Raw genomic sequence first — 16,889 nt, 5'->3', positions numbered from 1 at the left:
AGGAGGCGGAGTTAGAATGAACAAGAAAATATGGATTGCAGCCTTGCTGGTAACGGTTATGGCAGTTGCTGCTGGATGTGGAAGCAAGCCAACAGCTGCTCCGAATCAGACGCAAGGCGCAGGAACTGAAAACAATGTAACCGAGGTTGAAGGTGAAACAATTACCGAACCGGTAACTGCTGAGCCTGAAGAGAATACAACACCTACAGAATCCACGGAGGAAGGCAGCTCAGAGGAAGCGACTACAACTACTCCGCCAAGCGAAACGTCTACGGAGAAGCCGGCAACTTCCGAAAGTAATGAAAAGAAAACGATCACTGTATTCTATACGGATGAAGAAGAACTGGAGTTGCACAAAGCTTCGGCAGAGATTTCATACGCATCGGATGATGCCAAATATAAAGCTGCCTTTGAATCACTGCAACAGAGCAAAGACGCTAAACTGGTTCCGCTGTGGTCTAAAGAAATTGAATTGAAGTCTGTTCAGTTCAAGGATGGAGCTCTTACGCTGGATATTCATATGCCAGATACGGCGCGTCTTGGAGCAGGTGGAGAATCTTATGCGCTGGATGCTCTAAAACAAACGTTCTTCCAGTTTGATGAAGTAAAATCACTTGATTTACTGGTGGATGGTCAGCAGACTGAGAGTCTGATGGGCCATGTGGATCTTGAACATCCAATGACAAGATCCGAATAGGCTGTACAGCATGCTGTTGTACCGTGAATCCACGGAATATGGGTCGTTTTACATGAGAGAGGGGAATCATAGGTGACTTTTAAATATAACAATCCATCACACTCTAAAAAAGTAGTATCAGCCGTGCTTGCAGGCATGATGGCCCTTAGCGCCGGCGGAGCTGCCATGGCAGCAGAATCAACAGAAACGGGGCAGGGTCAGACTGCTGCAATAACAAATACGGCTGCACCAACTGGTTTGTTCAGTGACATCAAGGTCGGATACTGGGCTGAGAAACATGTGTACAAACTGGCATATCAAGGTATTCTTCTCGGTAACAACGGCCTGTTCCGTCCAGGAGACGCGGTAACACAGCAAGAAGCTGTAACGATGGCAATCCGTTTTATGAATCAAGAGGGCCAGTTGAATACCAACACGGCTGCGGCATTACCGACAAACATGGAAGTGGGAAATTATTTCAAGCCATATGTCGCGCTGGCACTTCAACTGGGGCTAATTGACAAAACGGAAGAATCATCCGTGGATGTATCCAAGACCTCATGGGGTCAAAAGCCGGCTTCACGGGAATGGATTACGAAATTGTTAATCCGTTCATTGGACAAGGATGCTGAAGCGAAGGCACAAAATAATCAATCTACCGGATTTGCTGATAATGCAAGTATTTCCGAAAGTGGTAAAGGTTATGTCAATCTGGCTGTTAGCCTGGATCTGGCCAAAGGTGTGGAAGGCAACAAATTCAATCCAACCGGTTCCGTAACCCGTGCTCAACTGGCTACCTTCTTCAGTCGTGGTGAATCGTTAACGGATACAACGTACCCGAACACATCCACGGGTTATGTGACAGGATTGAAAGATGGGCAGATCACGCTGGTTGTGGACGGTAAAGCCGTTAACTTCGCAGTGAACAGCAGTACGCCTTACTTTACGAAAGACAGTGAAACTCGTGCTTCCGCCACAGATGTGAAGCTATATACGAAAGTTATGGTTGTAGGTTCGGCAGGTGGGGCTTCCTATGTGGAAGTTGTTGATGCTACACCGCAGGTGGAAAGTGTTGAAGGTACATTTGCACGTTCATTGTCTGGTAATAAAATTGGTATCTTTGTGGGCGAGAATTACGAAACGTACAGTTATGATGAGGCAACTGCATTCATCGATCAGAATGGTAATGCAATCAAACTGTCCGATATTACGGCAGATAGCATCATCGAAGTACAGCGTGAGACGTTCTCGGCTGACAAAAAAACAGTCGCTATTCGTGTGAAATCCGGCATTGTTAACAAGAGTGACAATGGCGTAATTGCTGAAGTATCCGCTTCTGGCAAAACGATTAAACTTGTCAATACAGCGGGTGCTACAGAACAGTTTGCGTACAATGACAATCTGCTTATCACATATCAAAACCGTATCATGTCAGTGGCTGATCTCAAAGCCGGCAGTGCCGTGAAATACACCGTAAAGGACAGTGTTTTGCAAACTATCACATTGTCTCAAGGTGTGGAGCAATCTGTGCGCGGAACATTGGTTGAGATCGGTGGCAACCAGTCCACGTTAACGTTCAAACGTGAAGGGGGTTCCCTTGAGGCGAAATTGCTGATTGAAAAGCCGGAAGTCATCATTAATGGCATTCAGGATGCAACGTTGAATGATCTCATCACAGATGCAACGAACGGGGATCAGGTTGAGTTGTCATTAAACGCTGACGATCAGGTTACGCGTATTCAGGTGATTGGACGTCAAATGGAACCTATGAACGGGGTAACGGTTGTATCTTACAACAGCAAAACAAAGGTACTTACCGTACTGGACAACAACAAAAAACCGTTTGTATTTACATTGGACGAAAAAACCAAACTGGACTACAATACGACCAAACCTACACTCGCTGGTCTGGAGTCGATTTTAAATGATGGTCGCAAATTGGATCTGACCTATGTGGGAACACGTGCGTTGTCCGTTAAAGTGATTTACAAGTACGAAGGTACGATCAGCAACATTGACACATCGGGCAGAAAAATCAGTTTGTTGTCTGGTAATCAGACGATTACAGTGCCTTATACTACCTTACCTACGGTTGAGATCTATAACAAATCGGGCGCAAGTCTGGGAGATTTGAAGATTGGTGACAAAGTGACCGTAACGCTTGGAGCAAATCAGGATGTCGTGCAGAAGGTTGCACTGAACACTGTGGCTCAATTCGAAGTGGTTGCCTTGGAAGCAAATAGTCGTATTCGAGTAAAATCCGATCTGCTGACAAGTCAGTTCTACGTGGATCAAGCGGTACTGACAGGAGAGAGTGGTCAGACGATCACGCCTTCACAACTAACAGCAGGCAACCTGATTAATGTAACGTTTGAAGGAGCTACGCCAAAAGCGGTTCAAGTCGTGAAGCGTACGCTGGCTGAAGTTACAGCGGTGGATGCTTCATCTGTAACGCTCAAGCAGTTTAATAACGGCCAGACTGAAACCGTACCTGTTAGCGGTTCTGTTAAAGTCGTAAAATCTGGCTCCACATTAACTTCATTGACTAGTCTTACGGTCGGAGATCGTGTGGAAATGACAAAAGATACGGATAATTCCACACGCTTCAGAGTATTAACTGTCATGAGCAAACAATTCTGGTCTTATGATGGCGTTGGTAACCAGATTTTGGTTAAACGGGAAACGACAGCAGACACGAACTATCGTTTTGCACTCGGATCAAGTGTATTTGTTCACCAGGGTGACAATACTTTAAGCGTGCAATCTCTCAGAGATAATGATAATATTGTATTGTATCTCCTGAACAATGTTATTCTGGAGATTCAAAAACAGTAATCGTTTCTTTTCGAGGATCAAAAGAATGACCGTCTTGATACGGGATCTTTCCCGCATCAAGACGTTTTTTTTGCAAGCTTTTTGAGGTCCCCGCAAAGTACTCGGATGAAGCTTCGAAGTAAGGCTCCGCAGCGTGGAGTCATTTTGTGGGAGGTAGCTCTTCATGAATGCAGCGACAGTTAGACATATACTCGAAACTATGGAAGCAATGTTTCCTGATGCACATTGCGAATTAAATCACAGCAATGCATTTGAATTGACGGTAGCTGTCCTTTTGTCTGCCCAGTGCACCGATGAAACGGTGAACAAGGTAACCGCAGATTTGTTCCAGAAGTACAGAAGCCCAGCAGATTATCTGGCGGTTCCTCTCGAAGAGTTGGAACAGGATATTCGGCGAATCGGTTTGTACCGGAACAAGGCCAAGCATATTCAGAACATGTGCCGAATTTTAATAGAGCAGTATGGCGGTGATGTACCGCAGGAACATGATCAGCTTGTGACGCTACCAGGTGTCGGGCGGAAAACCGCGAATGTAGTTGTTTCCAATGCGTTTGGAGTACCGGCAATTGCGGTAGATACTCATGTTGAACGTGTATCCAAGCGGCTGGCGCTTGCAGGTTGGGATGACTCCGTACTTGAAGTCGAAAAGAAACTAATGAAGCGCGTACCCCGGGACGAGTGGACTTTAACTCACCACCGGTTTATATTTTTTGGACGCTACCATTGCAAGGCACAGAACCCTGCGTGTCATATCTGTCCATTGCTGGACATATGCAGGGAAGGGAAAAAACGTATGAAAACGTCCCAAATCAGGAAAGATAAGGAACGTGTCACCACCCGAAAACGAAAAATAAATTAATGAGCAGAAAAGGATGAATAATCATGAAATGCATTTCCGTGTACACTGACAATTTTGAGGCCTTCTCCGATATCTTTGAACAAATCGTTGAACAGGAAATGGCTGAAAATGAAGAAAAAGAAGTAGAAGGCATCACAGTAAGCCACTCTGGCGACGTGCCTGAACATTATCTGGAGCGTATGTCCGTTAAACCAGAAGTTGTTGTTATGAGAGACAAAGGCAGAGACATTACAATTCTGCAACATGGACAAGTATTTGAAATCTTGCTGCCTTCCATGGAGAACGCAGTTTCATAAGAAGTGATTACACTATGGGTTCTGTTGTATTAATGTCATGAGGATCGTTGTGGTTAAGATGATCGCATCGCATTCATGCAACAGACACTTGGCGTAAGCATTTGCTAAATACCGAGTATAAAACGTATTACAGATAAAACCGACTTGTTCGGTTTTATTTTTTTTAGATTATAGATTTATACGTTCATTTATGTATATTCAATTCCAACCGTTCAAATTCAAACTTGATAATGTTAAAATAAATGTTGTAAAAGAGATAGACGTCGAAACGGATGTCAAATTAGAGGAGCCAGGGGGAAGGCCAGTCATGTCCAGAACAGATTACCCAAAAGAAATGGCCAAACCTCTGCTTCCGCTGCGTGAAGCGATGGAGCAGACAGGGGACCATACGGCTGTACAGGCTTTAACGGATTTAATCAGCAAGGCGGAAATGAAACATCTGACGATTGCGTTCTGTGGTCATTTCTCTGCAGGCAAATCGAGTCTCATCAACAGTTTATGCGGTAAGCGGGTGTTGCCTTCAAGTCCCGTGCCAACAAGTGCAAATGTGGTATCCATACGTAATGGTAAGCCAAGAGCGCTTATTTATACTACTCCAAACGTAAGCGCTGACAATGGAGCAGGAACACTTGAAGTTTCTCCAGAGGAACTGGAGGCGTATTGCAAAAATGGTGGAGCGTACAGCTCGATTGAGGTGTGGGATGATATTCCTTTGCTGAAAGATGATGCTGTCCTGCTGGATACACCAGGTGTGGATTCAACAGATCGCGGACATAGTCTCGCAACCCATTCCGCGCTTCATCTGGCCGATGTGGTCTTCTATGTCATGGACTATAATCATGTTCAGTCCGAGACAAACCTTTCATTTGCCAAGAGTCTGTCGGATTGGGGCAAACCGTTGTTTTTGATCGTGAACCAGATCGACAAGCATCGGGAGCGTGAGCTCTCTTTTGACCAATATACCGAAGGTGTCGAAGCTATATTTGCGGCCTGGGAAGTCAGATATGACGGACTGTTGTTTACTTCCCTCCGCGACAAGCAGCATCGCTACAACCAGTGGGATGTGCTTCCGAAACTTATTGAACACATGATGCAAGAGAAGGAAGCGTTAATTACGCACAGTTTGGCAAGTTCGGCCAGTCATGTAACTGAGCAACACCTGACGAGAGAAGCGGAGAAACGTGAAGACGAAGAGAATTCCCTGCTGGATGAGATTGGTGGCAAGGAAGGAATTGAACGCTTGGAACGAGAGCTGGAGCTTCTTGATCAACAAGCAGCAGACATTCGTACCGGGCCTTCGCGAGTGCGTGAGAAATTCCGGGCAGAGCTGGAACCTCTTCTGGCGAATGCAAATCTTACACCTGCGGATATTCGTACGTCTGCTGCTGCCTATTTGGAGAGCCGCAAACCGGGCTTCAGGGTAGGTTTATTGTTCTCAGGTGGCAAAACCGAGCAGGAGAAACAACGCCGTGTTTCTGAGCTGGTAAGACTGTTACAGGATCAGGCTTCCGGACAAGTTGAGGTACATATTCGTACGATGCTTAGACAGCTGGGTGAATCCCATCAGCTATGGGGAGCGGAGTGGGAGCAAGCGCTTAATACGGAGCTGCCTGCTGTAGATGAAGCACTATTGGAGATGAAACGCAGTGCCAGTGCAGAGGTATCTCCAGAGTATGTGATTCAGTTCAGTAAAGATGTGCGGGGCGAGATTGAGGCCCGCTATCGCAAGTCGGCCATGATGCTGGCCGACCGCATGCTGGAGGCGCTGGGCGCGCGAGGCGAATCCGCGCTCCAGGCGCTGGACGCCAGCCGCGCAGCGCTGCTGGCGCAATCCGCGGCGGCGGCGCGTTACACGGCGCTCCAGCGCAGCGCCGCCGCAGAGGCAGCAGGGCTGCGCAGCCTGCTGCCCGATGCGGGCCCCCTCCCCTCCGGGCTATTGCCGGAGGTGAAGGGCCCGCACGTGCCCGCGGTGCCTGGACCGGGCGAAGCACCCGGTCCGCATGCGGGCACGTCAACGTCTGTGGCTGCGCAGCCACAGACGTCAGAGGCACCGCCAGCGCAGCGCGCAGCCGCAGCGGCAGTGCCTGGGCCATCGGCGGCGGCTGGTGCTGAACGCCGCCGACGCCTGGACGCAGCAGCGGCACGGCTCGAAGCCGCTGCTGCGCTGGTGGAGCCGTACCCCGCCATGGGGTCGGCGGTACGGGATCTGCGTGCACGCGCGGCTTCGCTTGCGGGCGGCACGTTCACTCTGGCGCTGTTCGGAGCATTCAGCGCCGGCAAATCCTCCTTCGCCAACGCGTTGCTGGGCGAAGCTGTACTACCCGTCTCGCCGCATCCAACAACAGCGGCGATTAACCGGATTATGGCTCCTGCCGGGGGCGCGGAGCATGGAACAGCCCGGGTCCGCATGAAGACCCTGGACGCCTTCCAGGAAGACCTCGGCTATTCCTTCCGATTGCTCGGACTGGGTGAGCCTGGAGCAGAGTGGCAGAAGCGAGTACGCTCCCTCTCACCACAGGATGTGCATCCGGCGGGGCGCCCGCATTACAGCTTTTTGCAGGCAGCGGCAGCCGGCTGGGAAGAAACAGCGGACCAGCTAGGGCAGGATGTGCTGGTGGATCTGGACGGTTATCGTAACTTTGTCGCAAACGAGAAAAAGTCCTGTTTTGTAGACAGTATCGATCTCTACTACAGTTGCGATGTAACTGAACAAGGCATTGTATTGGTAGACACACCAGGAGCGGACTCCGTGAATGCTCGTCATACGGGTGTAACCTTCAATTATATGAAGAATGCGGATGCCCTCATTTTTGTAACGTATTACAACCATGCTTTCTCACAAGGTGATCGCCAGTTCCTGAACCAGTTGGGACGTGTCAAAGATAGTTCTGCCATGGATCAGATGTTCTTTGTTGTCAATGCCAGTGACCTGTCTTCCTCTGAGGAAGAGCTGGAGCAGGTTCTCGATCATGTGAGCACCCAACTGCGCAGTAATGGAATTCGGGCACCACGACTCTTCCCGGTATCCAGTATACTGGCGATGGAAGGCAAGATGGCAGGTGATTCGAAGCTGCTGGAGCAATCCGGTTTTATCCGTTTTGAGGAAGAGTTCAACCAATTTGCGGGCAGAGAATTAGCCGATCTTGCCGTAGGTGGCGCTTCCGAAGAGATGGCACGTGTCATTCAGCGGCTGAAGAAGCGTGCGGAGGATGCGGCTCAAGGGGAGGAAGCTTTGCAGCAGCGGCGGGATGAACTGGAGACCATTCAGGGACAGTCACGCCAGCGCATACAGCTACTTGCAGAGCGATCCATGAAGGAAGAATTGTCACAGGAAACAGCAGAATTACTCTTCCATGTGCGGCAGCGACTTGCCTATCGCCTTGGTTTATTCATGGCAGAAGCATTCCATCCATCCGTACTTCGGGAGGATCGGGGCAATCTGAAGACGGCTTTTGCAGCCTGTGGACGTGAACTGTTACGTATGATTGCCATTGAACTGGAGCAGGAACTCCTTGCTACCACCCTCAGACTTGAACAGGCAGGTCAGACCTGGCTGATGAAGCAAGTTACGGATTGTATAGATGAGGTGAGACAGTTATCAGGGGGCGTGGATGTGTCACTGCCACTGAACGAACGCTGGAGTACACCTGTGCTTGAAGAAGTTCGTCTGGAAGAACCGTCAGGATGGAAAAGCTATTTGAATTATTTCCGCAATCCGAAACAGTTCTTCGAAGGAGATGGACGTCAGCGATTACAAGAGGCACTTGATCCTGTCCTCAAACAGATGATCATTGAAGTTCTTCCTGCTGCACAAGACAAGCTGATTCAGTTTTATGACAACCAGCTTTGTCAATCATTGCAACACCAATCGCGTCAGTTGGAAGAACGTTTGGATGAGGCGGTGAGTGGAATTCAAGATACGTTGGAGAGCGGAATTCCGGCCGAGCAATGGACCAGCTTGTCTAACCAACTGGAACAGATTGAACGCAGTTAAAATCGCGGAATAACACGTATTCTCTGGAAGTCTTTGTAAAACAAAATGAATGATACAGCAACACATTGAAAATGTTGCGAAAATCAACCCAAAAAGGCCCCTGCCGAAAAGGCATATAGGGAGCCTTTTTTTGGTACGAACAACCTGAAATAAAGAGAATATTCAAACATTTGATTGAAAGGTGGGTATTTACCTTCGTTAATGCGTCAATAAGCTGAAAGCAGGCAGAATATGGTCTGTTATTCGCTTTGCCGCGAATGGGGTACGGTGATAAACTTCATAAATGTTCATAGTATTTTTGAACGACATAAGAGGAGGAGAAACATGGATGTTCTTAGGCAACTGCAAATCTTTTTTTGGGAAAAGCGAACGTATTTATTTGTATCAATCTTGTTCCTCGCCTTAGCGACCGCACTTGGGTTGGTGTATCCGTACATGCTGAGGATACTGATTGATGACATCATTGTTCCGCGAACTTTTGAAGACGTTCCCATAATTGCCTTGACAGTGTTAGGTGTAGTTATTTTGAAAGCGGGAATGCAGTTTTTACATGGCTTTTTTGGAGGACGCTTGGGTAACTTCCTGGCGTACAGACTTCGTAACGCATGTTATGAAAAGCTTCAATTTTTATCCTTCCGTTATTATGATACGGCCAAGACAGGTGATCTGATGTCCCGCCTCACGGGAGATTTGGAAGCCATCCGTAACTTTATCGGATTTGGTTTCGCCCAGATTCTCAACATGGTTTTGATGGTCGTATTCGGCGCGATCATGATGATGACCATGAGTTGGCAGCTTACACTGTTCACACTCATATGCATCCCATTACTTGCCTTCATTGCGCTGAGATTCGAATCCAAAATTCACCCTGCGTTTCAGGAGATGCGGCTGGCGCTCAGTTCACTGACAACAGCGGTACAGGAGAATATCACTGGCGTACGTACGGTAAAATCCTTTGCACGTGAGCCTTATGAAGTGGAGAAATTCTCTACACGTAATGAACGTTACAAGACAAATCAGATTCATGCTGCAACATTGTGGAGTCGTTATTTTCCGATCATGGAGATTCTTGCTTCGGTGAGTATCGTGCTGTTGCTGGTGATTGGTGGAAGAATGGTTATACAGAAGACGCTGACACTCGGTGAACTCGTTGCCTTTTTCAGTTTGATCTGGTACATAATCGGTCCAATGTGGAACCTTGGGTTCCATATCAACAACTATACGCAATCCAAAGCTTCAGGTGAACGGGTGCTAGAACTGCTCAATACGCCAGTGGACGTGGAAGAAACGCAAGATCCGGTCATTGTGGAGGCAGACCAGGTGAACGGCCATGTGACATTTGAATCCGTTACCTTTGCCTACGGCAACAAAATGCCAGCGGTAACCGATATTAATTTTGATGCTGCACCCGGTTCTGTAATCGGTTTCCTCGGGGGGACAGGGTCAGGTAAATCAACCATCATTCAGCTTCTGATGCGTGCATATAACGTCAACTCGGGTACGATCAAGCTGGATGGCAAAAACATCAAAGATATAGGCATTCGCAGTTTGCGGAGTCAGATCGCTTCTGTTTTCCAGGAAACATTCCTGTTCTCATCCAGTATTCGCAATAATATTTCCTACGGACTTAAGAATGTTACCATGGATGAGATTATCCGTGCAGCCAAGCTGGCCAAGGCTCATGATTTCATTATGGAGTTCCCGGACGGATATGACACGGTGGTTGGTGAACGCGGCATGGGATTATCGGGTGGACAGAAACAGCGGATTGCGATCGCAAGGGCATTGCTGAAAAATCCGAAAATCCTGGTACTTGATGACGCAACAAGCGCCGTGGACATGGAGACAGAACACGAGATTCAATCCGGTTTCCAGGAAGTTATGCGCGGCAGAACGACATTTATTATTGCACACCGTATTTCTTCACTACGACATGCAGATGAGATTCTGGTGCTCGATGAAGGTCGCGTGGTACAACGTGGCAAACATACCGAACTCATTGAAGTGCCTGGACCATATCAGGATGTTTATAAAATTCAATATGCAGATTATATTGCCCGCGGTAAGCGGGAGGCTGGGGAGCAGGTGAATTCATGAGTGCCGAAACGATAGCAGACAGGCGCGAGGCCAAAGGGGCCTCTGAGAAGAAACTGAATGAACGATTTGTGTATCAGGATGATGAAATTATTGAAAAACCGTTTAACTGGAAAGAGTTCGGACGTTTATTTGCATACATGAAACCTTATGCGAAACAACTGTTACCACTTGTTATTCTAATGATGATCTTGGGTACCATTACGAAATTGTCCGTACCGTTTCTGATCAGTCTGGCAATTGACCGGGCCATCGCACCGGCAACAGGGTTGCCAAGTATGACTATGCTGTATCTTATCGCAGGCTCCATATTTATGTTGTATCTCATTCAATGGGCTGCCAATACGTACCGGATCAAACTGACGAACATTATCGGACAGCGCGTTATTTATGATCTTCGCTCGGATCTGTTCAAGCATATCCAGAAGCTGTCCTTTAACTTTTTTGACAAAAGGCCGGCCGGTTCCGTACTGGTACGTGTTACGAATGATATTAACTCCCTTCAGGATCTATTCACGAACGGTGCAGTTAACGTCATGATCGACTGCGTACAGCTGCTCGGGATCATTGTGATCTTGCTGTTGATCAACTGGAAACTGGGCCTTGCCGTAATCATTACGGTGCCAATCATGTTTATCATCTCGACCAAACTGCGGGTGCTGATCCGTCGTGCTTGGCAGGATGTGCGCATGAAGAACTCTCGGATTAACTCCCACTTGAATGAATCCATTCAAGGAATTCGAGTGACTCAGGCCTATACCCAGGAAAAAGAGAACATGAAATACTTTGACAACATGAACCTGTCCAGCAAAAAGTCATGGGATAGAGCATCAGCGATGAACCAGGGCTTTGGACCGCTGATTGAGATTACCGGCGGATTCGGTACATTAATCCTTTTCTGGTTTGGTGCTTATCTGATTCAGGAAGGTCAATTGACTGTGGGATTACTTGTTGCTTTTGCCAACTATGTCGGCAACTTCTGGGACCCAATCAACCGTCTGGGACAGATGTACAATCAGTTGCTGGTTGCGATGGCATCATCGGAGCGTATCTTCGAATTCATGGATGAAAAACCAAGTATTGCAGATAAACCAGGTGCCAAGCCACTTCCTTCTATTAAAGGAGATATCGCATTCGAAAATGTTGTGTTCGAATACGAGAAGGGCAGACAGGCGCTGAAAGGAATCAGCTTCTCGGCGGCTGCGGGACAATCGATTGCACTTGTTGGTCATACGGGCTCAGGTAAAAGTACGATCATCAATCTGATCAGTCGTTTCTATGATATATCTGGCGGACGTCTCACCATTGACGGACAGGATGTGCGGGATGTAACGGTAGAGAGTTTACGCAGCCAGATCAGCATTGTATTACAGGATACCTTCATCTTCTCGGGTACGATTCGTGACAATATCCGATTTGGACGACTGGATGCAACGAATGAAGAGGTGGAGGACGCAGCCAAAGCAGTCAATGCACATGAGTTCATCATGAAGCTGCCTGGCGGATATGATACCGAAGTAGAGGAACGCGGGAACGTATTATCCATGGGACAGCGACAATTGTTATCCTTTGCCCGTGCGCTGCTTGCTGATCCACGCATACTGATTCTGGATGAAGCTACAGCCAGCATTGATACGGAGACAGAACTTAAAATCCAGGAAGCGTTGAAGGTGCTGTTGCAGGGAAGAACGTCCTTTATGGTCGCTCACCGTCTCTCAACCATCCGGAATGCAGATAACATTATCGTCCTGGATCATGGTGAAATTAAAGAAGAGGGTAACCATGAGCAACTTATCCAAAAACAAGGCGTGTATAATGGATTAATAGAAGCTCAATACAGATTTTTGTGATGAAACCTTCGGACGCCTGTGAAGCGTCTGAACACATCTGAACACATCTGAACACATCTGAACTTATAACACTCTGGCGTTCTTTAGCCTGATCTTTCAATAATAAGTGTATCTTATTCATTGAAGACAGGTTAGAGGATAGCCGGAGTGTTTTTTTTATTCATTAGTGTGGTATGTTATATTTTTGAAGAATGAAATCAATACAATCGTTCATGGCTGGAGGGAGATCAATGCAGATGGACAACAACGAAATAAATTCAAAGCATTTGGATCACCTGGATCATATGAATTTTAGGCTCCTTCACGTGAACTATACGAGTGACCCTGCGACGGAGTGGCTTCTGAGGAAACACTTCATTGAAACATACATGTTATTATTTGTAGCCAGTGGACAAGGGTGGTTAAAGATCGATGGCAGTTTCATCGAATTGAAGGCGGGCGGACTGTATGTAGGCTTCCCGGGGCAACTGGTTGAGGCAAATGTGCATTCGTTGGATGAACGAGGCGTGTATCACATGAGTTTTGATGTCATGTACGCACTGGAGCAGGAGGGTGGAACAGCCCTTGATATGATGAAGCAACTTTTACGTAATGAAGTGAATGGCGGGGTCAGCTCATCTTCGCCCGTTGCTGTTGGCGTGATCTGTCAGATGATTTACCACCACACGTTGAAGAAGGATGGTTTGCAAAGGTACTATGGTCAGATTCGTTTTCAGGAACTTTTGTATACCATGTTTTATGACGTGGCCTGTGCCGAAAAGACGGATCTGGCTTCACCAATTGAACATGTCAAAGGCTACATGGAGCAGAATTATTCAAAGAGATTAACCATTGAGGAATTAGCAAATGTGGCACGAATGAGCCCTCGACACTTCATGCGTTTATTCAAGAAAAGGTATGGTTACAGTCCAGTGGACTATTTAACGCTATATCGAATCAAACAAGCCCAGATCTTAATGAGAAATGATCACAGTTATCGACTCAAGGATGTGGCATCGTACGTGGGTTATCAGGATGAGACGTATTTCCGGCGTAAATTCAAACAAATCTCTGGCATTCCACCAGCAGCGTTTATACGTAATAGCAAACAAAAAATTGCTGCACTTCATTCTTTGAGCATTGGTATACTGCTTGCTTTGCAGATCATTCCATGTGCCGCGCCGGCAAGTCATCCGTGGACATACTATTATAGACGTAAATATGAAACGGACAAAGTTATGCCACTAGCAGAGAGTGAGACCACCTGGCTGGAACAGCTTCGATTAGTTAAACCTGATTATATTATTACGATTGGGACGGAGTCTGAGTCTCTGCAAAGTCAGCTACAATCCATTGCTCCAGTGTGTGACCTCCCGTGGGGAAAAGGCGATTGGAGAGAACATTTGAGATATGTTGCAAGCTTTTTGGACAGGTCGGATATTGCAGAGGTATGGCTTCAAAGATATGAAGAGAAGGTAAAGATCATTAAGGATCAGCTTGCAGATTTCATACGAAAAGACAAACTGGTTGTACTCAAAGTTCATGGTGAAGCGTTGCAGATGTTAGGCCCAAGGAGCATTGCTTCCGTTTTTTACGTTGATATGCAAATGGAGGGTCCTGAAGGAGTTGAGACTTATTGGGAACGGGGAACAGCGACCATTAAGGAACTATCTGTTCTCAACGTTGAAAGAATATTACTGATTGTGGGTGATGATGAGACATCCAGGCAGACATGGTCTGCTGTGCGTAAGTCTGAAGAATGGCTTGAGTTGTTAGCAGTACAGGATGGCAGAATGGATATCCTGTTGTCGAGCGTCCTGCTGGACTACACTGCGTTTACCCATGAGCTTATGTTGGATGAAATATTAAAGTTATGGCAAGATCGTCCATAGCAAAAAGTCCGAATAGTCAATATCATGCCTGAACATATTTTATTATACTACTCCTATATCGTAGTGATAATGATAATTATTATTGATTAGACATTGTCATATATTAATGACCTATAGGGGGTACATACAGAATGAGATTCAGATGGTTAACCGTAATATGCACAATGATGTTGATGCTCGTTATTTCGGCTTGTGGTGCAGCAGGCAAAGAAGCATCCTCGAGCAAGGGACAAGAAGCGGGTTCCGCCAATTCTTCAACAACAGAAGCCAGTCAGGTGAAAAAAGTGAACACGGAAATGGGAGAAGTTGAAATTCCGGTGAACCCACAAAAAATAGTTGGTTTGTCCGTTGTATATCCAGAATTTTTATATTCACTTGGCACCGTACCCATTGCTGTACAGAACTACCATGAGGATTTTCCTTCTTACTTGCAAGAGCCATTTGCAAACACGATGAAAATGGGAATAGGAAGAACGCCTAACTTTGAAGCCCTCATGGAGGCAGCTCCGGATTTAATTATCGCTCCTGACTGGTGGTCCAAAAAGGACTATGATCAGCTTACTCTGATAGCACCTACCGTACTTTTGCCACAGCGTGATGATTGGCGCGATGAACTGCGGGATATGGCCAAAGTTTTGGACAAAGAAGAACAGGCAGAAAAGGTGATCCAGGATTTGGTGGATAAGGAGAAGGTAGCTGCTGCCAAATTGGATAAGCTGATTGGTGAGGAGACTGTTCTCTACATTAGAGTGATGGAAAAAGAAATCGTACTTCATGGGGAGAACCTTGACCGAGGAAACTTTGTCCACAAACGATTGGGAATGAATCCACTTCCTAATTTCCCGAAAGATCAAACGGCCATGTCCGTATCCTTGGAAGTACTGCCTGAATACGACGCAGATCATCTGATCGTACAGCTGGATGATGAGACTAATCCGGAAATTAAAAAGAAATTTGAAGAAATGTTATCTTCATCGTTATGGAAAAATCTGAAAGCAGTCAAGCAGGACCACGTCTACATGGTGGGTGGCAAGGAATGGTTCAATCTGGGAATGTCTCCACTTGCCGATGAATATGTCATTGATGATATTGTTGCTGCTTTTGAAGCAAAAAACAAATAAAGCAAACTGGGAATGTTACTTGTATCTCGAATTCATAACTAAATAAACAAGGTGTGTTTAAAATGAATGAAGAAGATATCTATGATGTAACCATCATTGGAGGCGGCCCTGCTGGCATGTATGCGGCTTTTTATGCAGGGATGCGTGATATGAAAGTCAAAATCATTGAAGGGAAGGACCAACTTGGTGGTTTTCTGCATACCTATGCGGAAAAAACAATTTGGGATGTTGGTGGCCTGCCACCTATGAAATGTTCGAAGTTGATCGAATGGCTTGTTCAGCAAGCAAATACGTTTAATCCAACGGTTGTATTGAATTGCCAGGTAGAAAGGTTTTCCCGACTGGATAACGGAATATGGAGTATGTATACCGCTGAAGGGGAGATACACCATACGCGCACGATCATTGTTGCAGTAGGCCGCGGTATCGCAGAGATTCAGAAGCTGGAGCTTCAGGAGCCGATTGAATATGAGCAAGAGAACCTTCATTACACCGTGCAAAATCCAGAACATTTCGCTGGGAAGCGTGTACTCATTTCGGGTGGAGGCAACAGTGCTGTAGACTGGGCAATTGAACTTGCTCAACTTGCTCGCAGTGTAGTTGTAATCCACCGGAATAATGAGTTCCGCGCGATGGAACGAAATGTCAGTGAGATGAACAATATAACGGATGTGAGAACACCATACAGCATCACGCAGCTTCATAATAATGGAAATCGAATCCAGCAGGTTGTGATCACGCATATGAAAAGTCAGGACAATGTAGTGTTGGAGGTGGATGAAGTCGTCATTAGTCATGGATATAAAAGCAATTTAAGTGATCTTGCCAGTTGTGGCTTAGAAATGGACGATGGAATGGTTCTAATGAGCCACCATGCACAGACGAGTCTTCCGGGTGTTTTTGCAGCAGGGGACTGTGCGACCCACGAGAGCAAAGTTAGACTCATTGCAGGTGCCTTCAATGATGCGATCGTGGCAGTTAATAGTGCGAAACAATATATGACGCCAGACGCACCCCAGATGGCTTATGTTTCTTCCCATAATGAAATCTTCAGAGAAAAAAATCGACAAATTCCAAGTCTTTAAACTTGGGATTTGTTTGCGTATTTCGATTCGTTGGAGTATTAAAGTCTGATCTTTTAACATTTCCTTAATTTTGGGAGGAATGGAAGGAGTATCGAATCTGTAAGCGGTAATTGTAAAATTTGATCGAAAAAACACAAAAAATCTTGTAAAATTCACAAGAAAAATAGGGAGTACTCTTGCAATCTTTAACCAAAACCCCGAAAATAGA

Annotated in this window: 10 protein-coding genes; all 10 read left to right on the top strand. The window is 46.4% G+C overall.

Going from position 1 to position 16,889, the window contains the following annotated elements:
* Positions 1-16 precede the first annotated feature (16 nt).
* The 10 genes from QNO02_RS18610 to QNO02_RS18565 all read left to right on the top strand — a co-directional run bounded on the left by QNO02_RS18610 (position 17) and on the right by QNO02_RS18565 (position 16,681).
* Positions 17-697 carry a GerMN domain-containing protein gene (locus QNO02_RS18610; protein ID WP_036671957.1) on the top strand — a complete coding sequence of 227 codons (681 nt, stop codon included), beginning with the start codon at positions 17-19 and terminating at the stop codon, positions 695-697.
* Between the two features lie 72 nt (positions 698-769).
* Positions 770-3,511, top strand: a complete 2,742-nt coding sequence (locus QNO02_RS18605; RefSeq protein ID WP_289389636.1) for an S-layer homology domain-containing protein — start codon at positions 770-772, stop codon at positions 3,509-3,511.
* A gap of 163 nt (positions 3,512-3,674) precedes the next feature.
* Complete coding sequence (nth, locus tag QNO02_RS18600) at positions 3,675-4,370, top strand: endonuclease III (RefSeq protein WP_036607558.1); 696 nt, start codon at positions 3,675-3,677, stop codon at positions 4,368-4,370.
* A 23-nt stretch (positions 4,371-4,393) separates the two neighbouring features.
* Positions 4,394-4,666 (top strand): hypothetical protein, encoded by a 273-nt coding sequence (locus tag QNO02_RS18595; RefSeq protein WP_017687779.1) that lies wholly within the window; start codon positions 4,394-4,396, stop codon positions 4,664-4,666.
* Between the two features lie 307 nt (positions 4,667-4,973).
* Positions 4,974-8,660 (top strand): dynamin family protein, encoded by a 3,687-nt coding sequence (locus QNO02_RS18590; protein WP_289389635.1) that lies wholly within the window; start codon positions 4,974-4,976, stop codon positions 8,658-8,660.
* 324 nt (positions 8,661-8,984) lie between these two features.
* On the top strand, positions 8,985-10,757 hold the full coding sequence (locus QNO02_RS18585; protein ID WP_289389634.1) for an ABC transporter ATP-binding protein: 1,773 nt from the start codon (positions 8,985-8,987) through the stop codon (positions 10,755-10,757).
* Positions 10,754-12,604 carry an ABC transporter ATP-binding protein gene (locus QNO02_RS18580; protein ID WP_289389633.1) on the top strand — a complete coding sequence of 617 codons (1,851 nt, stop codon included), beginning with the start codon at positions 10,754-10,756 and terminating at the stop codon, positions 12,602-12,604. Before QNO02_RS18585 ends, QNO02_RS18580 begins: the two co-directional genes overlap by 4 nt.
* Positions 12,605-12,834: 230 nt before the next feature.
* Positions 12,835-14,475 carry an AraC family transcriptional regulator gene (locus QNO02_RS18575; RefSeq protein ID WP_176872594.1) on the top strand — a complete coding sequence of 547 codons (1,641 nt, stop codon included), beginning with the start codon at positions 12,835-12,837 and terminating at the stop codon, positions 14,473-14,475.
* A gap of 131 nt (positions 14,476-14,606) precedes the next feature.
* Positions 14,607-15,596 carry an ABC transporter substrate-binding protein gene (locus QNO02_RS18570; protein ID WP_289389632.1) on the top strand — a complete coding sequence of 330 codons (990 nt, stop codon included), beginning with the start codon at positions 14,607-14,609 and terminating at the stop codon, positions 15,594-15,596.
* Between the two features lie 62 nt (positions 15,597-15,658).
* Entirely contained in the window at positions 15,659-16,681 is a 1,023-nt protein-coding gene (locus QNO02_RS18565; protein WP_091029006.1) for an NAD(P)/FAD-dependent oxidoreductase, read from the top strand.
* Positions 16,682-16,889 lie beyond the last annotated feature (208 nt).

Source organism: Paenibacillus sp. PK1-4R (assembly GCF_030369595.1).
Classification (GTDB): Bacteria; Bacillota; Bacilli; order Paenibacillales; family Paenibacillaceae; genus Paenibacillus.
Note: the sequence above shows the minus strand (reverse complement) of the source record. Positions and strands in the feature narration are given on the sequence as shown.

What these genes read in the sequence shown, in the direction of transcription:
- QNO02_RS18585 (WP_289389634.1), top strand. Translation starts at nt 8,985, where the DNA reads ATGGATGTTCTTAGGCAACTGCAAATCTTTTTTTGGGAAAAGCGAACG.
- QNO02_RS18575 (WP_176872594.1), top strand. Translation starts at nt 12,835, where the DNA reads ATGCAGATGGACAACAACGAAATAAATTCAAAGCATTTGGATCACCTG.
- QNO02_RS18565 (WP_091029006.1), top strand. Translation starts at nt 15,659, where the DNA reads ATGAATGAAGAAGATATCTATGATGTAACCATCATTGGAGGCGGCCCT.
- nth (WP_036607558.1), top strand. Translation starts at nt 3,675, where the DNA reads ATGAATGCAGCGACAGTTAGACATATACTCGAAACTATGGAAGCAATG.
- QNO02_RS18580 (WP_289389633.1), top strand. Translation starts at nt 10,754, where the DNA reads ATGAGTGCCGAAACGATAGCAGACAGGCGCGAGGCCAAAGGGGCCTCT.
- QNO02_RS18610 (WP_036671957.1), top strand. Translation starts at nt 17, where the DNA reads ATGAACAAGAAAATATGGATTGCAGCCTTGCTGGTAACGGTTATGGCA.
- QNO02_RS18570 (WP_289389632.1), top strand. Translation starts at nt 14,607, where the DNA reads ATGAGATTCAGATGGTTAACCGTAATATGCACAATGATGTTGATGCTC.
- QNO02_RS18590 (WP_289389635.1), top strand. Translation starts at nt 4,974, where the DNA reads ATGTCCAGAACAGATTACCCAAAAGAAATGGCCAAACCTCTGCTTCCG.
- QNO02_RS18595 (WP_017687779.1), top strand. Translation starts at nt 4,394, where the DNA reads ATGAAATGCATTTCCGTGTACACTGACAATTTTGAGGCCTTCTCCGAT.